General features: G+C 63.9%; 19 protein-coding genes. 6 read left to right on the top strand and 13 right to left on the bottom strand.

All coding sequences use genetic code 11. The features are described 5' to 3' along the window. Positions 1-273 precede the first annotated feature (273 nt). Positions 274-1,038, bottom strand: a complete 765-nt coding sequence (locus VNH11_01970) for a hypothetical protein (GenBank protein HVA45128.1) — start codon at positions 1,036-1,038, stop codon at positions 274-276. Between VNH11_01970 and VNH11_01965 the strand changes: the two genes are divergently transcribed. Beyond that, positions 1,039-1,497 carry a universal stress protein gene (locus VNH11_01965; protein HVA45127.1) on the top strand — a complete coding sequence of 153 codons (459 nt, stop codon included), beginning with the start codon at positions 1,039-1,041 and terminating at the stop codon, positions 1,495-1,497. It begins immediately after the preceding gene. Between the two features lie 24 nt (positions 1,498-1,521). Here the strand turns inward: VNH11_01965 and VNH11_01960 are convergent, their stop codons facing one another. The 8 genes from VNH11_01960 to nth form a co-directional block, all read right to left on the bottom strand. Beyond that, on the bottom strand, positions 1,522-2,586 hold the full coding sequence (locus tag VNH11_01960) for a hybrid sensor histidine kinase/response regulator (GenBank protein ID HVA45126.1): 1,065 nt from the start codon (positions 2,584-2,586) through the stop codon (positions 1,522-1,524). A 130-nt stretch (positions 2,587-2,716) separates the two neighbouring features. Next, positions 2,717-3,196, bottom strand: coding sequence for a hypothetical protein (locus VNH11_01955; protein ID HVA45125.1), 480 nt, complete (start codon positions 3,194-3,196; stop codon positions 2,717-2,719). Between the two features lie 270 nt (positions 3,197-3,466). Continuing rightward, positions 3,467-4,147 (bottom strand): response regulator transcription factor, encoded by a 681-nt coding sequence (locus tag VNH11_01950; GenBank protein ID HVA45124.1) that lies wholly within the window; start codon positions 4,145-4,147, stop codon positions 3,467-3,469. Next, positions 4,134-8,189, bottom strand: coding sequence for a chemotaxis protein CheB (locus VNH11_01945; GenBank protein ID HVA45123.1), 4,056 nt, complete (start codon positions 8,187-8,189; stop codon positions 4,134-4,136). Before VNH11_01945 ends, VNH11_01950 begins: the two co-directional genes overlap by 14 nt. 237 nt (positions 8,190-8,426) lie before the next feature. Next, positions 8,427-9,161 (bottom strand): SMC-Scp complex subunit ScpB, encoded by a 735-nt coding sequence (locus VNH11_01940; GenBank protein ID HVA45122.1) that lies wholly within the window; start codon positions 9,159-9,161, stop codon positions 8,427-8,429. Positions 9,162-9,163: 2 nt separating this feature from the next. Beyond that, positions 9,164-9,748: a hypothetical protein gene (locus VNH11_01935; protein HVA45121.1), complete on the bottom strand. Its 585-nt coding sequence runs from the start codon at positions 9,746-9,748 to the stop codon at positions 9,164-9,166. A gap of 3 nt (positions 9,749-9,751) precedes the next feature. Further along, complete coding sequence (dcd, locus tag VNH11_01930; protein HVA45120.1) at positions 9,752-10,330, bottom strand: dCTP deaminase; 579 nt, start codon at positions 10,328-10,330, stop codon at positions 9,752-9,754. 2 nt (positions 10,331-10,332) lie between these two features. Beyond that, positions 10,333-11,001: an endonuclease III gene (nth, locus tag VNH11_01925; GenBank protein ID HVA45119.1), complete on the bottom strand. Its 669-nt coding sequence runs from the start codon at positions 10,999-11,001 to the stop codon at positions 10,333-10,335. Between the two features lie 156 nt (positions 11,002-11,157). Here nth and VNH11_01920 point away from each other — a divergent pair, with 156 nt between their 5' ends. From VNH11_01920 to VNH11_01905, 4 genes are all read left to right on the top strand, one after another. Then, positions 11,158-11,886, top strand: a complete 729-nt coding sequence (locus VNH11_01920; protein ID HVA45118.1) for a Bax inhibitor-1 family protein — start codon at positions 11,158-11,160, stop codon at positions 11,884-11,886. A gap of 5 nt (positions 11,887-11,891) precedes the next feature. Continuing rightward, entirely contained in the window at positions 11,892-12,284 is a 393-nt protein-coding gene (locus VNH11_01915) for a DUF309 domain-containing protein (GenBank protein ID HVA45117.1), read from the top strand. 85 nt (positions 12,285-12,369) lie between these two features. Then, the gene (locus tag VNH11_01910) at positions 12,370-13,827 is read left to right on the top strand and encodes a glycosyltransferase (protein ID HVA45116.1); all 1,458 of its coding nucleotides are present in this window, start codon (positions 12,370-12,372) and stop codon (positions 13,825-13,827) included. Continuing rightward, complete coding sequence (locus VNH11_01905; GenBank protein HVA45115.1) at positions 13,827-14,933, top strand: glycosyltransferase; 1,107 nt, start codon at positions 13,827-13,829, stop codon at positions 14,931-14,933. The genes VNH11_01910 and VNH11_01905 overlap by 1 nt, the downstream gene beginning before the upstream one ends. Position 14,934: 1 nt before the next feature. Here the strand turns inward: VNH11_01905 and VNH11_01900 are convergent, their stop codons facing one another. From VNH11_01900 to VNH11_01890, 3 genes are all read right to left on the bottom strand, one after another. Then, positions 14,935-15,534: an isoprenylcysteine carboxylmethyltransferase family protein gene (locus VNH11_01900; GenBank protein ID HVA45114.1), complete on the bottom strand. Its 600-nt coding sequence runs from the start codon at positions 15,532-15,534 to the stop codon at positions 14,935-14,937. Positions 15,535-15,587: 53 nt separating this feature from the next. Beyond that, on the bottom strand, positions 15,588-16,604 hold the full coding sequence (locus VNH11_01895) for a Gfo/Idh/MocA family oxidoreductase (GenBank protein HVA45113.1): 1,017 nt from the start codon (positions 16,602-16,604) through the stop codon (positions 15,588-15,590). Positions 16,605-16,972: 368 nt separating this feature from the next. Next, positions 16,973-17,368, bottom strand: a complete 396-nt coding sequence (locus VNH11_01890) for an ankyrin repeat domain-containing protein (GenBank protein ID HVA45112.1) — start codon at positions 17,366-17,368, stop codon at positions 16,973-16,975. Positions 17,369-17,931: 563 nt separating this feature from the next. Between VNH11_01890 and VNH11_01885 the strand changes: the two genes are divergently transcribed. Continuing rightward, positions 17,932-18,165, top strand: coding sequence for a hypothetical protein (locus tag VNH11_01885; GenBank protein HVA45111.1), 234 nt, complete (start codon positions 17,932-17,934; stop codon positions 18,163-18,165). A 264-nt stretch (positions 18,166-18,429) separates the two neighbouring features. Here the strand turns inward: VNH11_01885 and VNH11_01880 are convergent. After that, positions 18,430-19,291, bottom strand: an 862-nt coding sequence (locus tag VNH11_01880; GenBank protein ID HVA45110.1) for an alpha/beta hydrolase, incomplete at its 5' end; no start/stop codon positions are given.

Below are 19,291 nucleotides of genomic sequence, written 5' to 3'. Positions count from 1 at the left end.
ACGGCGTGACAAACCTTCGGCGGCTGCTCCTGGCTCGCAGAACGCTTTCATTTCTTTGCGGCTCTACGGCAATGGCTTCGCGGGCCAGGGGCACGAACGTGGGGACGGCATACCCTTTGCGACCGTCACGACGTCACGACGCATCTTCGTTATAGCCAAGGCTGGGATCGGGAGTACGATCCAAGTTGAAAAACGTTTCACCGCGTCTATCGCGAGAAAAGCAAAGGAGAAAGATCATGGCTAAAACCACCCAATCCGAGGAATCACTGGTTGTCAAGGAATGTGGGCTTCGGCCAAATGGGGATAGGAATTGGCCGCCCGGAAGATCGGAAAGAGATAATCGACGCCGATGAACACCAGCGGGACGCGCCCTCCGCGCAACAAGGGGTGAAGCGCATGGTCGATTGCCCGGAAGTATTCCAGCAGTTCGTTCTTTTCCTGCTCAAACAAATCCGCGCTGCCGTGATAGGCGCTGAGCTTGCTCATGTGGCGGCCCAACACGGCGGTGTGAAACTGCCGCGTGTCCGTGGGGTGATCGTAGTGCAATGCTTCCGCGGCACTGCCTGGCAGCTTCGGTACCGCCGCTTCACCAGCCTGCCAGCGATCGGCCTTCAACAACCGCACATGGTTTTCACTGACGGTGAGAATGTAAAAGTCGCATTCCTGTTCGACCAACGGGAGCAGCGGCGCAATATGGAACCGCGAGTTGACCACCGCCAGCTCAGGCACGGTCGTCGGCAGCCAAAACGACTGCGTCGCCTCCGGAGAAACAAATACCGCCAGGCCCTTGGTTTGGTTTTTCCAGAAATCGTCGCGATCGACCAGTTCACGGGCCGACGCCACGAAATCGCGCGCCTCGACCGGACGAATGCCACGGGCCGTCAATCGCTCTTCGGCCTCAATCACGAGATTCTTCAGGCGAACGCGACCGGCTTGCCCTTCGAATCCGCCCGCATGCACGGGCAGGTAAAACGATACGCAGGGCCAGCCGCCGTATCGCATCAAAGAGTCAAACAAGGTCTTGTTGATGGTTTCCATTTGGTCCTCGATTCCTTCCGGCCCTTATTGATACCGGTCGATTTCTCGCCCGCCTCGCGGAGCGCATTCGATTACGCGATCGACCTCGTGTCGGGCAAGGAGCCCGTCGTCATGCTCTTGCACGTCATGGATCGGCGTCACGTCGACTTCGCCGTGGCCCACGAGCTGGCCGCACGCGAAGAAGTGCTGGACGTGATGCGTGCCCGTGCCGAACGAGCGCTGGCCGATTATCAAGCGCCGGCCGGTTCGGGCATCGAAGTCATGACGATCGTCGTCGAGGGAACGCCCTTCCTCGAAATCATCAAGAAAGCCGAAGAACTCAAGGCCGACGCGATCGTGATGGGCAAGTTTGGCCTGCGCGGCAAGATCGACCCGTATCTGTTCGGCACGACCGCCGAGCACGTGATACGCGGCAGCACGCGGCCCGCGATCGTGCTGCCGGCGAGCCCATCGCCGTAGGGCTGTGTGGCAGGCAATCCCGGTTCAATGCGAAGACCTCGGCAGGGTGAGAACGAACTCCGCTCCTCCCGCGTCGCCGTTGCCGAGCGAAATGTCGCCCTGGTGCGCCTCCATAATCCGCTTGGCGATGGCCATGCCTAGCCCGGTCCCTTTGTGTTTGGTGGTGTAAAACGGCTCGAAGATTCTCAGCTTTTGCTCGTCATTCAGTCCGGGGCCGTTGTCGCGCACGGTGACGCGCACCGCCGAGCGGCCGTCGATCTCGCCGCTCTCATATCGCACGCTCACCACCGCCGGCGTCGGGCAAGCGGCCAGCGAGTTCTCGAACAGGTTGCGAAATACCTGGCCGATGCGAAAGGCGTCGAAATCGCAGCGCGGCCCTTGATCGTCGGCAAACTCCTCGCGCAATCGGATGCTCTTCTGTTTCGCCACCGCCCGCACTTCGTCGTGTGCTTTGCGGACCGTTGCGGCGAGGTCGGCCCGTTGCGGTTTGATGACCAGCGGGGCCACCGAAGAACGAAGATCGTCGAGCAGCGTTGTGAGTCCGTCTTGAATCTCAAAGATGCGATGGACGAGTCTCATCGGCTCATCTTGCCCGGCTACCTCTTCGGCCAGCATCTCCAGGTTTGCCCAAGTCAATTGCAAGGCGTTGCGGGCTTCATGGCTCACGGCAGCGATCATTTGGCCGACGGCCGCCAATCGCTCGGCCTGTCGGGCACGCTGCTCGGAGGCCGCCAGGTCGGCGATGCGCGCCAGGCTGGCCCGCAGGGCATCGACGTTCACCGGCTTGAGGATGTAGTCGACGGCGCCATGACGCAGCGCCGAAATCGTGCTGTCGAGATCGGGATAGCCGGTTACCAGGATCACCGCCGCCTGAGGCGCCAGCGTGCGGACCCTGGGGAGCAGCTCGTCGGCAAAACCGTCTACCAGGTGACGGTCCATAATGATGGCCTGATACGTCCTCCAATCCGCGCCCTCGGCGGCCTCGCGCATCGCGCCCGCGGCATCGACCTGGTAGCCGTCGAGCTCCAGAATGTCGCGCAGGTTGGCTTGCGTGTCGAGGTCGTCTTCGAGTAGCAGAATGCGGGGCATCGCGGGCGGTGAAATGGAAACGCAGTCAACTGGAGGATGGCCTTCCTAGGCCGTCTGGGTCCGCACGGGACGGCCTAGAAAGGCCATCCTCCGGCATGGTCCTACCGAACTATCAACGATTTGTGGATGGTTACGCGAAGCCGCGAAACCGCGGCGGCTCGAAGGCCGGACCCCATTTACGCCGGTGTCGTTCGAGCGCCGCCAGCTCCTGAGCATGCCGCAGGAAGCGCGCGGCGAGTTGCGTATCGCCGTACTGTGCCCGGCGGACCGTCTCGAAAAGTGCCGCCAGGCTGAAGGGCCTTTGCAGCACCGCCTTGACCGGTGGCTCGAACGGGCGCGACGGGGCACCGGCGGGTTCATTGCTGGTCACAATCACGCTCTCCGGCCAGCGGAAATGGTCTTCGCGCAGGCAAGCCAGCACGCCCTCGCCCCCTCCCCAAAGCAGTTCCTGCTCCAGCACCAGAATGTCGGGCGGAACACGGTGCAGAGCGTCGAGACATTCCAGGCCGTCTGCGGCCAGCTCCACCTGGTAGCCGCGATTGCCAAAGTAGCGCCGACAGCGGTCGAGCACGAACGTGTCGGAATCGGCGACGAGAAGCTGTGTGAACATCGTTGCGTTCCTTATCCTACCGGTCGCGTGAGCATCGACATGGTTCGTGTTCCTCCTTTTTCAGATCCAGGTCGTGGGAGCGTAACAGGCTTGCCAACGGGGCAAGGAACCTAGTCTGCCACAGCACGAACGCCGGCGACAGTCGGGACTGCTACGACAAATGGTGTAAGGGAAACCCTGACACGAGTTGTCATTCCGCTCCCGGCAACCCTGAATGGTGAATGCGGTGGTCAAGACGGGACGGCCTGGGAAGGCCATCCTCCTTTTCGCTCATAGATTTTCCAGCACCCATTGCGTGGCGCGGTGCGCAAGTTCCGTACCATGCGTCAGCCCGAGCTTCTTGCGCAGTCGGTCGCGATAGGTCTCGACCGTTTTGACGCTGAGGTGCAACCGCCCGGCAATATCCGCAGTTTTCACCCCCTGCCCGATCAAACGGAAAACGTCGAGCTCGCGGTTCGAGAGCGATTCGATCGGCGAGCGGCCTGCGTCCTTGCCTGCGGCGCCGACCTGCCGCTCGAGCAGTTTCTCGGTCATGGCCGGGCTAAGAAAAACCCTGCCCTGCAGCACCTGGCGGATGGCTTCGATGATCTGACTGGTGGCTTGCTCTTTATTGATGTACCCGCGTGCCCCGGCCCGCAGGGCGCGCTCGGCGTACAGCTCTTCGCTGTACATCGACCAGACAAGCATCAGCAGTTTCTCGTGCGATGTCTTGAGCCTTTCGATCAGGTCGATGCCGCTGCCCGACTTCAGCCCCAGGTCGATCACCGCGACGTCGGGATGGGTAGCGGCGACGAGCTTGACGGCTTCGGCGTAATCGGCCGCCTCGCCGCACACCTCCAGGTCGCTTTCGCTGGCGATGCGGATGGCCAGCGCCTCGCGGACGGCCGGATGATCGTCGACAATCACGACCTTGGCGGGCGGCTTAGTCGCCGTGCTTCTAGCTCCGGCCATAAGGAGCGCCCTTGTTGCAGGTACAGACGACCACCGTGCCGGATCCATCCGCCGGACCGACCGACAAATGAGCGTCGATCAGCCCGGCACGGTAACGCATGATCTTCAGGCCCATTCCCTTGGTGTCGAGCGGGGGTTTCGGCAGCCCGACGCCGTCGTCCCGCACGCGCAGCGTGACCGATTGATCGTCTCCTTCCAGGTGGATGGTGATGTTGCGGGCCTGAGCGTGCTTCAGCGCGTTGGTGACGGCCTCGCGGGCAATGGAGTAGAGCTGCGTGGCCGTATGGTTATCCGCCACGCGCACCGGTTGTTTGCAGTCGAACGTACACGTCACTCCGCGCAGTTCCGTGGTCTGAGCGGCAAGCTCGGTGAGGGCCGCCATCAGCCCTTCGGCGTCGACTTCCACCCGGATCAGGCCGCGGGAAATGGTCCGCACCTGGCCGAGCACGCGCCTGAGTCCTTCGGCGATCTTGGTCGCGATGCGGGACTCGGCCGGCGGTCCTTCGTTCATGGTCCCCACCAGGCTGTCGGCCAGCAGTCCCAGCGCGGTCAGCTCCTGGGCCGAGGTGTCGTGCAGCTCCTGCCCGATGCGCTGTTGCTCCATGGTCGCCACTTCCAGCACCTCTCGCTCCAGGTCCTTGCGGGCGCTCAGGTCGCGCAGCACGCCGGTAAACATGCGCCGCCCCTGGTCTTCGAACTCGCTGACGGCCAGGTCGGCCGGGAAGACGGAACCGTTCTTGCGGCGGCCATGCACTTCGCGGCCGATGCCGATGATGTGCCTCTCACCGGTCTGTTGATAGTGCGTCAGGTAGCCGTCGTGCTCGTCGCGATAGGGGGGCGGCATCAGCATTCTCACGTTTTGCCCGATCATCTCGCCGGCCTGGTAGCCGAACATCCGCTCGGTGGCCGCGTTGAGGGAGTTGATGGTTCCCCGCGCGTCGATGGTGATGATGGCGTCCACCGCGGTATCGACCATGCTCCGCAAGCGGTCCTCCGTCTCCTTGCGCAGCCGCTCGGCACGTTTGCGTGCCGTGGCGTCCTCGATGGCCAGCAGAATGAGCTGCTCCCGGTTCTCTTTGCCCTGCACGAGGCGGTGCGCGTTGAGAAAGATGGTCCGCCGCCCGATTCCGGGGAAATCGTGTTCTACCTCGAAGTTCTCCAAGTGATGGTTCTGCGGCAGAATCTCTTCCAGCAAGGTCCGCAAGCGCGGGATGTCCCACTCGCCGCCCCCCAGCTCGTAGATCAGCCGGCCCTCGGTGTCGGCGGGCGAGACATGGAAGCCCTCGTAGAAGGCCCGGTTGCACGTCCGCACGCGCAGCTCGCCGTCGAGCACGAGCAGCGGTTCGCGCACCGTCTCGACGATGCTGACGGCGTAGTCGCGCGACTCCTCGATTTCCTGCTCCCGCCGCTTGAGCACGTCGATGTCGATCAGCATCAACACCACGCCGCCGAGCTTGTGGTCCAGCGTCTTATAGGGCCGCACGTAGAGCTTGTGCCAGGCGCCACTCTCGTCGGCCACCTCGCGCTGCTTGATCTCCAGCGTGTCGATCACCTCCTGGACGAGCGGTTCCAGGTCGGGCACGTTGATTTTCGTCTTCAGTTCCAAGAACGGCCGGCCCACGTCGCCGGGCCGTAGGTTCATCACCGTCCGCGCGGCGGGTGTGAAACGGCGGACGCACAGGTCGGGCCCCAGCACCACGATCGGAATGCGGGTCGTTTCGATCAGGTTGACCAGGTCGTCGGCCAGCTCGTTGGTGGTGCGGACGCGGCTTTGCAGCTCGTCGTTGACGGTCGTCAGCTCCTCGTTGGTGGCCTGCAGCTCTTCCTTGGCGGTTGTCAGCTCTTCATTGGTGCTTTGCAGCTCTTCGTTGGCGCTGACGACTTCTTCGTTCGAGGCGCGCAATTCTTCGTTGGAGGCCTCTTTTTGCTCGATCAGCGATTGCAGGTAGGCCTTCGTCGCGGTGAGATCGTGGTTCAGGCGGCTGATTTCGCGGTCTTTCTCCGACTCCTCCTCGGGGGTCGGCGGCTTGCGCGGCCGCGGCACGGCCGCTTCCGCCCGGTCGGCAAACAGCACCACGAAGTAGCGCACGGCCGAGACCGGGTCGGCGATCGGGATCACGTGCAGGTCGATGTCGGTGAAGTGGTCGTTGGTCTTCACGCGCACGCCTTCCTTGCGTGCCGGCGCGTTCTCTCGCCAGGCGCGATGGAGCGTTTCGTGCAGGTCGCCGAGCAGACCCTCGCGGACCATCAGCAACAGTTCGGTGGTGGGCGGGCCTGGCGCCGGCTTGAGGAAATTCCCGGTGTCGCCGCGATACTGCAGGATGCGAAAGTTCTCGTCCAGCAGGACCCCGGTCGGGGCGTAGTCGGCCAGGACCACGCGGTCGGCCTCGCGGTAGACGTCCGGCAAGCCGCGGCCGTGCTCCGCCGGGCCCTCGCGGACCATCGGCGCCCGCGCCGGCGTTCTGGGCGTGTACTCAAACGTCAGCCGGCTGGGCGTCGCAGTGCGCTGGTAAAACTTGCGTTTCTTGTCGATCGCTTCGAACAGGTCGGTATAGCGGCCCACCGTTTCCGAGCTGCCCAGCACGAGAACGCCTCCCGGATGGAGAGCATAGTGCAAGATCGGCAACACGTGGTCTTGCAGGACGGATCCCAGGTAGATCAGCACGTTGCGGCAGGTGACGAGATCGAGCTGCGAAAACGGCGGATCCTTGGTCACATCCTGTCGGGCGAAGACGCACAGGTCGCGCACGGCCTTGCTGACTTCAAAACCCCGGTCGGTCTTGAGAAAGTAACGCTGCAGGCGCTCGGCCGAGACCTCGGTTGCGATCCCCTCGCCGTAAACGCCGGTCCGTGCGGCCTCGATGGCGCGCTCGCTGACGTCGGTGGCGAAGATCTTGATCGGCAGCGGCGATTCCGTAGCGGCCAGATACTCCAGCAGACAGATCGCGATGGAATAGGCCTCCTCGCCAGTGGCGCAGCCCGGCACCCAAACGCGAAACGGCGCCTGGGCCGGCCGCCGCGCCATCAGCCGAGGCAAGACGCTCGTCTTGAGGGCCTCGAACGTTTCAGGGTCGCGGAAAAAACTGGTCACCGGAATGAGCACTTCCTCAAACAGTCGCTTCTGTTCGGCCACGTCGTCGCGCAGGCACTCCAGATACTCGCCCAGCGTCTTCAGCCCCCGCAAGACCATGCGGCGCTCGATGCGGCGGCGGAGGGTCGAGTGCTTGTAATGCACCACGTCGACGCCGGTGGTGGCACTGAGCAAGCGGAGGATTTGGTAGAAAGCCTCTTCGCCTGGCCCGCCCTCTGGCGCGGCAGCTTCCGGAACAGGGAGCACCAGCGGCTGCTTGGAGATCCGGAGCAACTCCGCCGCGATCTTGGCGGGCGGCAAGGCGGCATCGACGACGCCGGCCGCCACGGCGCTGCGCGGCATGCCGCCGAACGCGGCCGTCTCGTCCTGGGCGAAGGCGAACCCACCGGCTTCGCGGATCTCCTTCAGGCCCAGCGTCCCGTCCGTGCCGGTGCCCGACAGCACCACGCCGATTGCGCCGTTCGCGCGGTCGCGGGCCAGCGATCGCAGGAAGGTATCGACGGGCATTTGCGGCAGGTGGGTCGCCACGCGCGGCGTCAGGCGAAGCGCTCCTCGGCGGAGGATCATGTCCCGGTTGGGCGGCATGACGTAGACGTGGTTGGGCTCGATGGCCAGTCCGTCGTCAGCCTCGCGGACGGGCATGGCGGTCACCCGCGATAGGATTTCTCCGAGGGCACTTTTGTGTTCCGGATCGAGGTGCGAGACGAAGACGAACGCCATGCCGCTGTCGGGGCTCATCGCCTGCAAGAGCTGCGTGAGCGCTTCGAGCCCGCCGGCCGACGCGCCGATGCCGACCACAGGAAACCGCGGTTCCGGGGTTTCCGCGCTCGGCGCGTCCGACCGCGCCGTTGCTGGTTCTTCTGGCCCACCAGGCTTGCCCGTCGGCGGAGCCGGTTCGCGCGGGTCGGCCGGCGGCGGGGCGGCCTTCTTCGTTCGTTTCTTCGCAGCCATCAGCGCTATCCTCAAGATCGCCCCTGGAACGGCGCGCAGGGAGGATGGCCTTCCCAGGCCGTTACCCTTCGGCGCGACGGGCTCAGAAGCCCATCCTCCTTGGCGTTTGTCATGGCTTCCCCCACAGCCATTGTCGGATTCCGTCCCGACGATCGGTCCCGCGGGTCAAGTGGCTAGCTTACCGGAAAAGAGCGCGGTGGGGTACAAGCCGGTCCCAACGTCGTCCCGAGCAGGGCGCTAGCGCGGCTCCGCCTCTTGGCTGCGGGGCAGATCGTCGAGGCTCTCCAGCCCGAGCAGGGTCAGGAACCGTGGCGTCGTCGCATACCGTGCCACACGCGGCGCCTCCGGCTCTCGCTCCACACGTAGAAGTTGGCGGCGGACGAGCTGCGACAGAATGGCGCCGCTGGGCCGGCCCCGCAGCCGGGCCACTTCTTCCGCCGTTTGCGGGCCGTTGTAAGCAACGATCGAGAGCACCTCCACCGCCGCCGCCGAGAGCCGCGCCTGACGAGTGCGGTTCAGAACCTTGTCGCGGAGCGGTCCGTACTCCGGACGCAACGCCAGCCGATAACCATCGCTTTGGCTTTCAATTCGGTAGGGGCAGCCGTCGGCGTCGTAGCGTTCGTTCAACTCGCGCACCAGATCGTCGATCTCGGCCGACCGCACGCCGCGCATAAGCCCGGCTGCCCGCTCGCTGCCAAGCGGCTGGTTTTCCCCACCCCCGACAAACAGCATCGCCTCCAAAATGCTCCGCGGCGTGATCTCGCAGCGAGCGTCGGCTTCGTCCGGCCCGGAAAGGAGTCCGAGCGGCGCTGCGTCCGGCGACTCCGCGTCGCGGTCGCCAACGGGCACCGGCTCGGAGTACGGATCCTGCCCGCTCGACAACATTTCGGCGAAAGCGGCATTCAGATCGTCGAGAGACAATCCGCCGTCGGCCGGCGGGGCCTCGTCGGCGTCGTCTGCTGTGGATGCCATAATCAATGAAAGTCGGGGCCGAGCGGCGCCACGGGAAACTTCTCGATGGTCAACTTGGGCAAGGTTGCCTGCAACGACTCGGCGCCTTGGGCCGTGATGCGGCTGCCGTGAATGTAGAGTTGAGCCAGCTTGGGCATCGTTTTCAGCACGGCCAGCCCTTCGTCGGAGACTTGCGTGTTCTGCAGGTCGAGGCTGGTCAGGTTGGGCAGGCCTTCCAACTGCCGCAGGCCGGCATCGGTGATGCCCGGCGGCAGCGAGAGGCGGTCGAGCGCCGGGAACTGCCGCAAGACGGCCAGGTCGTTGTCGGTGGCGCGGCTCTTGCGCAGATCGGCCTTGACCACCTGCCCCTTGTCGCTGCGCGTTTTGCCGCCAAGCTGTTCGATGCTGTTCTTGGCCGTCTGCTGCGGCGACGGGGCACAACCAACGGCGAAGAGCAACGCCGGTATGACAAACCAACGTAGGGTCAAATCCGGGAGCTTGCGCAATTTTGGATTTTGGATTTTGGATTTTGGATTGGAACTGAATCCAAAATCCAAAATCCAAAATCCAAAATCGGCAAGGCCAGTAATCATCGTGCGCCGTCGCATGGCCTACCCTCTCGACCTTTCGATGCCGAAGTTAAGCTGCAGTTGCGGGTCGGGCTCGCCCTCCGGCGACAGCTCTTTGAACAACAGACTCGGCTGAATGTCGCGGTTGTGCTGATACTTGTCGCTGCAATACTCGACGAATTCGCCGCAAATCTGGTGATAGAAGATCTGGCAGATGGAAACGCCCGCATAGATCCGCACGGGCTGCACAGCGAACATTTCCAGCGTCCAATAGCCGCAGAAGCCGACGTCGCCGAAGCCCGCCGTCACGTGGACGAACAACCCCAACCGGCCGATCGACGAGCGGCCCTCGATCATCGGCACCAGGTTGCGCGTCTCGGTACGCTCGATCGTGCGGCCCAGATAAAGCTGGTGCGGATTGAGCACCAGGCCCTCCGGCGGAATCGTGATGCGGCGCACGCGGTTGGCCTTCCGCATGTCGAGCACGAGCTCTTCATAGGTCATCAGTTCGTCGTGCAGCGTCAGGTTGTAGCTGTTGGGGTTCAACTGGCTTTCGCTGAACGGCTCGATGACGACGTCGCCTCCAAGCTGACGGAGAATCTCGCGGCCCGACAAAATCATCCTTAGCTCTCCACTCCCACACGAGGACAGACTTTGTTCAAGGTGCAAACGTCGCATTTCGGCCGCCGCGCCGTGCAGATCCGCCGACCGTGGTGGATGACTCGATGGCTGAAATCGACCCACTCTTTGCGCGGCAAGACGGCCATCAAGTCGCGCTCGATTTTTTCAGGCTCCTTGTGCTTGGTCAGCCCCAGCCGCTTGCTCACGCGAAGCACGTGCGTATCGACCACCACACCCGACGCGATGCCGAAGGCCGTGCCCAACACGACGTTGGCGGTCTTGCGTCCCACGCCGGGCAGCTTGACCAGGCTCTCGATATCCTTCGGCACCTCGCCGCCATGCTCCTCGGCCAGCGTGCGGCAGGCGGCCTGAATGCTCTTGGTTTTGCTGCGGAAGAAGCCCGTGCTCTTGATTTCGCTCTCCAACTCTCCGGGGTTGGCGTTGGCGTAATCGGCCGCCGAGCGGTATTTGCGGAACAGGTCCTTGGTGACGATGTTCACCCGCACGTCGGTGCATTGGGCCGAGAGAATCGTGGCGATGAGCAGTTCCAGCGGCGAGCGGAAGTCCAAGGCGCACTTGGCGGCCGGATAGGTCTTTGCCAACAGCCTGGCCACACGGGCGGCATGACGTTTGGCTGGCGCAGCGGCAACGGTCTTCGACCCAGTCGGCATGATGGTCAGGTGCGGCGGCAAAGGGGGAGAAGTCGATTTTCAGAAGTGGCTGGCGATGTGTCAAGGCTTGACTGCCCCCCTGCAAAAGGATAGGGTTCAAGGACAAGGTTCCTTACAGGCGCGCCCCCAACCCACTTTTCACTAAAGGCCCTTACCATGAGCTACGCCGAAAACCCCTATCGCGCACCGATCTTCACGATTGCCGCTCAGGCGGCGGAGAATGAACGGGCCGATTTCATCCGCAAGACCTACCTGCACCTGGCCGGTGCGGTGTTTGCCTTCACGGGCCTGGAGGCGGTGCTGCTGAATGTGCCCGGCCTGTCGGAACGATACATGGCCTTGCTTTCGGCCTCGCGCTACGGTTGGCTGGCGGTGCTGGGCGCGTTCATGTTCGTTTCGTACTTCGCCGAGAAATGGGCCCGCTCGGCAGTCTCGGCCTCGACGCAATACCTGGGCCTGGGCCTTTACGTGGCGGCCGAAGCGGTGCTCTTTCTGCCGCTGTTGTACATCGCCAAGCGGTTCGATGAGCAAATCATTCCCACCGCCGGAGCGGCGACGCTGGTGATCTTCACCGGCCTGACGGCCATCGTTTTTTTGACCGGCCGCGATTTTTCGTTCCTGCGCAGCGCGTTGTGGCTGGGCGGCCTGGTGGGGCTGGGCGCCATCGTGGTCGGCGTCATTTTTCCGCAGTTCGCCTTAGGCATTTGGTTCAGCGCGGCCATGATCGTCCTGGCCAGCGGTTACATTCTTTACGACACCTCGAACGTGCTGCACCACTACCGCATCGGCCAGCATGTGGCGGCCGCGTTGGCGCTGTTCGCCTCGGTGGCCCTGCTGTTCTACTACCTTCTGCGGATCGTGCTGGCCCTGTCGTCGCGCCGTTAGTGCCTATGTCTGAGTACGATCCGCGTTACCTGGCCGGCATCGAGTATTTCAACAACTGCGATTTCTTCGAGAGCCACGAGGCCTGGGAAGAGATGTGGAAAGACGAGGCCGGCCCGTCGCGGAAGTTTTTGCAAGGGCTGATCCAGGCGGCGGTGGCGTTGCACCACTTCGGCAACGGCAACATTCGCGGGGCCAAGAAGCTCTATTACGGCAGTCACGGCTATCTGGCGCATTACCGTCCGCACCACATGGGCCTCGACGTCGATCGTTTTCTGGCCCAGATGGACGAGTGCTTCGCCGAAGTGGTGGCCAGCCAGGAAGAGTTTCCACAGATCGAGATCGTGCCCGACCGCATTCCGGAAATCCATCTCGCTCCGCCGCCCGGCGCTTCGGCCTGAATACAGGTCATTCCCATTGACCGCATCAGCGCGTTCATCTAACTTACCGCGCCGATTGCCGCTTCGTAATCCGTGAAACACGACCATGACCGAGCAAGCTGCGCCGCGGCGGACGGCGCTGATCGTCAATTCGCTGGCCCGCGGAAAGTCGTTCAGCACCGACCTGGGCGAGACCGGATACTCCTATGAGTTTGTGCTGCGCGCGTTTCTGCCGCTGCTGGAGCTGCACGGCGAGGTGACGCGGATCGTGCGGCCCGAAAGCCAGGTCGATTTCGCCATCCGCCGGCTGGCGAAACGCGGCCAGCAAGCGGTCAGTCTCAGCTTTCGCCCGTTCAGCGACGTCTATCTGAGCCGCAACGCTCCCAATGTCGTGTTTCCGTTTTGGGAGTTTCCCGATGTTCCGGCCACCGATTACAAAGAGAACCCGCGGAACAATTGGGTGCGAATTGCCAACCGCGCCTCGCTGATCTTGACGGCCAGCCATTTCACGGCCGCCGCGTTGGCCCGCGCCGGAGTGAAGACGCCGGTGCGCTTGGTGCCGGTGCCCGTTTCGCCCGCCTACTTTGAACTGCCCGACTGGCGACGCGGGCAGTCCGTGCCGCTGGCTTGCCCGGCTTACGTGCTCACGCAGCCCGAAGTGCCGCCGGTCCGTGTGGCCGACCCTGAGTCGCGGCCCGGTCCCGACTCGACCGGCTTTCGCTTGAAAAACTTTGTCCGGTCGCTGGCCCGGCGGGCCTGGGTCGACGGAATCAAGCCGCTCTTGCCGCTGCGACTGAGCAAGGCCCTGGTGGCCGCCAAGAACGCCGGCAAGCGGGCCTGGCGCGAGGGCGAGACCGAACTGCCCATCGCGGCCAGCCGAATTGAGTTGTCGGGCGTCGTGTACACAGCGATCCTCAATCCCGACGACAAACGCAAGAACTGGCAGGATCTGATCACCGCGTTCCTGTTGGCCGTGGGCGACCGCGACGACGCCACTCTGGTGCTCAAGCTGGCGGTCAGTTATGCGGCTCCCGTCCGCGAACTGCTCGCCTTTTACAACAAGCTCGGCCTGCCGCATCGGGCACGGATCGTGCTGGTGACGGAATATCTCAGCGATGCGCAGATGCTGGAGTTAGTGCGCGGCAGCGCCTTCTATCTGAATGCCTCGCGGGCCGAAGGCGCCTGCCTGCCGCTGCAGGACCATCTGGCCGCCGGCCGGCCGGGCATCGCTCCGGCCAACACGGCGATGGCCGACTATTTCGACGCCTGGGTGGGGCTGGTCGTCGAGTCGCATCCCGAGCCTTGCCCGTGGCCCGACGACGAGAGCGGCCGGCTGCACACAAGCTGGCACCGCATTGTCTGGTCGTCGCTGCGCGATCAAATCGCCGCGGCGTATCAGCTTGCCAAGAGCGAGCCCGAAGCCTATCAGCAGCTTGCCGCCCAGGCCCGCGCTCGCATGCAAAATTGGGCCAGCGCCGACGCCGTCTGGCCGCGGTTGCGCGACGCCTTGGCGAGCGTTTCGACCGACGGCAGCAGCGACCACGTCTATCGCGAGGCAGCCTGATGACGGCGCCGATCTACCTGGAAGTGTTTCCGCTGCTGGTGCCGAAGCTGACGGGTATCGGCCGCTTTTCCTGCCGCCTGGTGCAGGCCCTCAACCGGCTGGCTCCGCTACGGCTGACGACCTTTCTCGATCCTCGGACCCAACTCGTACACGAGCTGAATCGCGACCTGATGCGCGGCCAGGAAATCGAAATCGGCTTGGGCGAAGTGACCGAGCCGAGCGCAAACTTGACCGATTGGGTGGTCGATCTCTGCCGGCGGCCAAAGCGGACCTACGACGAGTCGCAAGCCCAGCGGCACACGGGCATCTACACCTGGACCCGTCCGGCCGAGCGGCGGTTCGGCCGCGAGATCGGCATCTTCTATGATTTCACGCCGCTGATTGTGCCGTGGTCGCACACGGCCGGCTTGCGCGAGGGCTTCCATCGGCAAATCACGGCCACCGCTCTGTGCGAGAAAGTGCTGGCCATTTCGCACTGCACCAAGGCCGATGCCGCCTGGCTGAGCGCCGTCGACGAACGCGATATTGAGGTTGCTTATCCCGGCCCAAGCCAATGCCTGGCGGAACACGCGCATGCCGGGCCTGTCGTGCGGCGGCCGAACGTCATGCTGATCGTCGGCACGCGCGAGCCACGCAAGAACGGCGACTTCCTGCTCGACTGGTTTCTGAACACCGGCGTGCTGCCCGACGATTTTGAGCTGTGGTGGGCCGGACCCGAAGGTTGGCTTTGGGACGGTCCGCAGGCGGTCCACGATCATCCGCGTTTTAGCCGCGTGAAATTCTTGGGCATGGTCTCCGATGCGGAGCTATGCCGGCTGTATCGCGAGGTGACGTGTACGGTTTACCCGTCGCTGTATGAGGGCTTTGGCTTTCCCGTGCTCGATTCGCTGCTGCACGAATCGCCGGTGCTCGCCAGCTACAACAGCTCGCTGGCCGAGTTGGAAAGCGCCGGCGTGTTTTACTTCGATCCCTGCGATGCGGCCACGCTCGACGAGGCCTATCGGCAGATGGCCGCCGCCGGCCGATGCGCCATCGACCAGGCGGAGCTGCGCCGGCGGTTCAACTGGGACGTGCTGGGTGAGCGGGTGTTGTCGCTGGCGGCGTGAGCTACAGCAATCGCCAGAGGTGCAGCAGCAACAGGGCGGTCGTGGCGGTGAGCGCCGCCTTGTACTCGCGGTTGTTCAGCCACTGGGCCAGCGACCACTCGCTCCGCCAGTCGATCACCGGCCGGTAGGGAAAGAATTGCGGCGCCACGGCAACATATTCGGCCCAGGCTGCACCGTGCCGCACGGCCAAACGTCGCTCCTCTCGTTGCATCGTCAGCAGATAGATGCCGAGCACCGGCCCAAACACCACGCACACGTCGAGCAGGCTGCCCACCAGCACGCAAAACCCGAACATCATCAACAGCGAACCCAGGTAGAGCGGGTGGCGGCACAGCCGGTAGGGACCGGTCGTGGCCAGCACTTTGCTCTTATTGATCACGCCCGCCGCCCAGGAGCGAATTGCCAGGCCGACGAGCACGGCGACCAGCCCGGTCATGGCCGCCGGATCGTGAAAATTGCCCGTGTCGTGCGGGCGCGTGCCGGTGATCATGTCCTTCGCGATCAGCGCCGAGAAGACAATCAACGAAATCGTAACTCGTTGTTTAACCAGAAAGTCGCGGACTGAAATCGGACTGCTGGCAGGCAACGTCGTGTCGCTCATGAGGGCTCCGTCCAGAAGGGGCCGCAACTTATACCGCAGTTCCGCCCGGCGGGTCAAGCGGGAACGGCCGGTTCCACTTCGACCCAGCTTCCCTCTTTGGCCGATTTCAACACCGCGGCGGTCCAATCGTGCATGGGCAACGCGATTTCGGGCGGCGAGACCATCGGCTTGCCGTCGAGCAGCCAATCGGCAAAGGCCCGGTCGGGCGAACTGTCTGGCAGCAAATCGAAGATCTGTTCGGTATGGTTCGATTTTGCCCGATAGAGCTTCTCGCTCCGCAGCAGCAGGTCGCCGTCGCGGCAGTGGAAGTAGATGTCTTCGCGCCAATGGTTGGCGTCGCCGACGAAATGGGCGAGCAGTCCCGCGCCGCCGTCGAGCCGGCCCATCACCTGGGTCGTAATTTCCACCTGGCTGCCACGTTGCTCGCTCGCGGCGAAAACCTTCACCGGCCGCCGGCCGGTGATGAAGTTGACGATATCAATCTGGTGGCTGCCGGCATCGCCGAAATAGCCGGCGCCCACCTGCGGGTCGTCACGCCACGTGCCCCGGATCGTCTGCTGCCAACGCTCGCACACATAGACGTGGACCTGCTTCAGCGGACCGTACCACTCGGCCCGCTCGGTCAGCTCACGCCGGGCCGTGGCGTAAGGCGCGCGATACCGCCTCTGGTAGCCGACCATCAGAAAATGGCCCTTGCCGCGGCTGCGGTCGATGAGATCGACGATCTCTTCCCGCCGGGCTGCCAGGGGCTTCTCGCAGAGCACGGCCAGACCCAGGTCGAAGGCGCGGCAGCAATGCTCGTAGTGCATTTGCGTGGGAGATCCGATGACGACGGCCTGCAAGCGGTGCTCGGCCAGGGCGCGAAAGGCGTCGGTCTCGACGGCGGCTTGCGGAGCGAATTCGTCGCGCAGGCCGCGCGCAGCCTGAATCGCCGGATCGCAACACACGACCAGTTCCACACGGCTGTCGCCGCGCAGTTGTCCCGCATGCCGGCGTCCCACCACGCCGCAGCCGATCAGGCCCAGTCGCAACTTCGAACTGCCGGTGCTCACAAGAATTGGGTTCGCCATGCCCGGACATTATACACTTCAATCTCTGGGGACGCCTCACGCCAACCGCAAGCAACGCCCGCCTTTGCACGATTTGCCGCGCGCTTGCGGAAATCGCCTCCGCAACCACCGTCTTGGTGGAAAGGCTGGCGGCGCGCGGTGCCGGCGGCTTCCACGCGCGTGCCTCGAAACCGCCGTTAGCTCTCGCTTCGCCGGAGACGGCTTCGGCTGGAGCGGGTTTGCCGCGTGAATCAAATCGTCAAAGACCTTGGGCCAGGATTCTGTGCCCTGGCGCCCTGGGCCGTGACCCAGCTTGAAAGGACGATTGTTTCGGCGAGAGGATTTGCACGGTCCGTCGGGGCTCTTTCTGCCTGCGAGGGGAGCAGACGCTAGCGAATGGGAAAATCTCTTGGCGTGCGCCCTTCGTCGTCTTTGAGCGTCGGGTCGGCGCCGTACTTTTCGAGGACCGCGATTAAAGGGGAAGGAATGCCGTCTTCCTCGTAATCGAGGCTCGTCGCATACGCGTTGTGCAGGCTTGTCCATCCGTCCTTATCGCGGGCATTGACGTCCGCGCCGCGCTTAAGCAACCATTCGGCGGCTTCCGCTTGGTGGCACTCGATGGCGTCCAATAACGGCGTCGAACCACCGTTGTCTCTGGCGTCGATCGGCAGACCGAGCCGATGAAGCACTTCCAGGCCCTCCACATTGCCGCCGCCCGCGGCGATGTGCATCGCGGTAGAGCCAAGCTCTGTCTTGGCGTCCGCCCGCGCGCCGGCGTCATCCACATAAACGCGTTGACGGAGAGCATGTCGGCGCCTGCCGGCCAGGAAAGCGATCGAACTTCGCTCACGCGGCCACAGAGATCCTGAATCTCGTCGACGTCCACGCCGTGGCGACTGGCGCGGGCAGCAATCTCGGCCACCAGCGCAGGGTCGCGTGCCAAGTCTCCCCGCAGCTTTTCGGGATCGGTAGCGAACAGGTAAACGCTGGACCCGGAAAAGGGGATAAGTCCCATTATTTAATGGGTCTAATCTGGGACTTATCTCTTATCCCCTTTTCCGGGTTCCTTTTCCGGGTTTTTCCGGTTCCGCTTCGCATCAAACCTCGCTTCTCGGCCTACCGGTTCTCCCTCCGGCTCCGCGGCCTTCGCTCCGCCATCTGGCGCCGCGTCCGGGTCAAGGACTGCTATTCTGCTCGACCTGGATCAGATTAGTTTAGCGACCTTCGGCTTCGAAGGCGAGCAGAGTGTCCGCTTTTCCCGTCTTGCTGCTAAGCTACCCGGAGGGCGACCAACACCGCCGATCTGCCGGCGCGGTTCGAGCTGCCGGCGTACAACTTCGAGACGCACGTGCCCGCCTATTTGACCAAGGCCCGCGTGCTGGAAGCGTTCTGCGCCTTTCGCGATTTCATCACCGAAGACCGTCTTTACGGCCCGCTGGCTTTGACGACCATCCTCAACCTGGCGCTGAAGCAGGGCCGCGGCGACGTGGTGCTGCTCGGCCAAGAGCAATCGCGGGCGGGGTTTTACGCCCCGGCCGACCTGGCCACCGTCCGCGCCCATTGCGCCGGCAAGAAGTTTTGAGCTTCGACGAGTCGGGCTTCACCGCCGACCTGCGGCGGCACCACGACGAACTGTTTCCCCAGCCCTCGATTTACGAAAGCCCGCGTCGGCCAGGCGATTCCCCGGAGCAGCACGGCACGCCGCGGCTTGCACGCTGCCGCGGGAGCGTCGGCAACGGCGGAGCGAGCATTCGTTTTTCGAGCCCTACGGGATTGTCGGAGCACTCACGGTCGTCGAGTACGCGACCGTGGTGGGCAAGAAGTTACCGGATTAGCGTCGCGGGCCTTATTTTCGCGACGCGTCGTCCGCGGGAATGAACTTCATTTCGGCCAGCCAGGCCAGCGATTGCTCTTGCCACCTGTCCCACATGGGCCCCGTGTAACCGTTCAGGCCGTGGCCGCCAGACGGCAGTTCGAGATACCGCGCCGGGACCTGGTGCGCCTGGAGCGCCTCGTAGAACGCTTTGCTGTTTTCGGGCGGCACCGGTTTGTCGTCCAGAGCATGCGCCAAGAACGTCGGCGGAGTGCGCGCCGTAACCTGTTTCTCGTTGGAGAACAACTCGACGAGCTTCGGCGACGGATCTTTGCCCAACAGGTTGTTCTTGGAACCCTGGTGCGTCTTCTCGCCCATCACGATCACAGGATAGATGAGGATCATAAAATCGGGCCGGCAACTGACGCGGTCGATGGCGTCGGCGGCCGCCGGGTCGCCGTCGTCGAAGTGCGTTCCCGCCGTGGACGCGAGATGGCCGCCCGCCGAAAAACCCATGATGCCGATGCGCGCCGGATCGACGGACCAGTCCTTCGCATTGGCGCGAACGGTGCGCAGGGCCCGCTGGGCGTCGAGCAGCGGCACATACGACCGGCCGGCCGGCAGACGATATTCGAGCACCACGCCCGTGACACCGTGCCGATTGAGCCAGTCGGCGATGCCGTGCCCTTCGGCGCCGGTGACCAGTCCGCCATAGCCGCCGCCGGGACAGATCACGATCGCCGCCCCGTTGCTCTTGGCCGGGCGATGGACCGTGATCCAGGCCTCGGCGTCCTCGAACTCGCCGTTGCCCACAGCAGCATGGCCTTGCCAAAGCCCAATCCGCTGCGGTGGATTCCCGCCCGCCGCGCGGTCCGGCTCTGCGCCGATGCAGGTC

The sequence above is a fragment of the Pirellulales bacterium genome (genome assembly GCA_035533075.1).
Lineage (GTDB): Bacteria > Planctomycetota > Planctomycetia > Pirellulales > JAICIG01 > DASSFG01.
This window is presented reverse-complemented; position numbering and strand designations above follow the sequence as displayed.

What these genes read in the sequence shown, in the direction of transcription:
- VNH11_01970 (HVA45128.1), bottom strand. Translation starts at nt 1,038, where the DNA reads ATGGAAACCATCAACAAGACCTTGTTTGACTCTTTGATGCGATACGGC.
- VNH11_01960 (HVA45126.1), bottom strand. Translation starts at nt 2,586, where the DNA reads ATGCCCCGCATTCTGCTACTCGAAGACGACCTCGACACGCAAGCCAAC.
- VNH11_01955 (HVA45125.1), bottom strand. Translation starts at nt 3,196, where the DNA reads ATGTTCACACAGCTTCTCGTCGCCGATTCCGACACGTTCGTGCTCGAC.
- VNH11_01950 (HVA45124.1), bottom strand. Translation starts at nt 4,147, where the DNA reads ATGGCCGGAGCTAGAAGCACGGCGACTAAGCCGCCCGCCAAGGTCGTG.
- VNH11_01945 (HVA45123.1), bottom strand. Translation starts at nt 8,189, where the DNA reads ATGGCTGCGAAGAAACGAACGAAGAAGGCCGCCCCGCCGCCGGCCGAC.
- VNH11_01940 (HVA45122.1), bottom strand. Translation starts at nt 9,161, where the DNA reads ATGGCATCCACAGCAGACGACGCCGACGAGGCCCCGCCGGCCGACGGC.
- VNH11_01935 (HVA45121.1), bottom strand. Translation starts at nt 9,748, where the DNA reads ATGCGACGGCGCACGATGATTACTGGCCTTGCCGATTTTGGATTTTGG.
- dcd (HVA45120.1), bottom strand. Translation starts at nt 10,330, where the DNA reads ATGATTTTGTCGGGCCGCGAGATTCTCCGTCAGCTTGGAGGCGACGTC.
- nth (HVA45119.1), bottom strand. Translation starts at nt 11,001, where the DNA reads ATGCCGACTGGGTCGAAGACCGTTGCCGCTGCGCCAGCCAAACGTCAT.
- VNH11_01920 (HVA45118.1), top strand. Translation starts at nt 11,158, where the DNA reads ATGAGCTACGCCGAAAACCCCTATCGCGCACCGATCTTCACGATTGCC.
- VNH11_01915 (HVA45117.1), top strand. Translation starts at nt 11,892, where the DNA reads ATGTCTGAGTACGATCCGCGTTACCTGGCCGGCATCGAGTATTTCAAC.
- VNH11_01910 (HVA45116.1), top strand. Translation starts at nt 12,370, where the DNA reads ATGACCGAGCAAGCTGCGCCGCGGCGGACGGCGCTGATCGTCAATTCG.
- VNH11_01905 (HVA45115.1), top strand. Translation starts at nt 13,827, where the DNA reads ATGACGGCGCCGATCTACCTGGAAGTGTTTCCGCTGCTGGTGCCGAAG.
- VNH11_01900 (HVA45114.1), bottom strand. Translation starts at nt 15,534, where the DNA reads ATGAGCGACACGACGTTGCCTGCCAGCAGTCCGATTTCAGTCCGCGAC.
- VNH11_01895 (HVA45113.1), bottom strand. Translation starts at nt 16,604, where the DNA reads ATGGCGAACCCAATTCTTGTGAGCACCGGCAGTTCGAAGTTGCGACTG.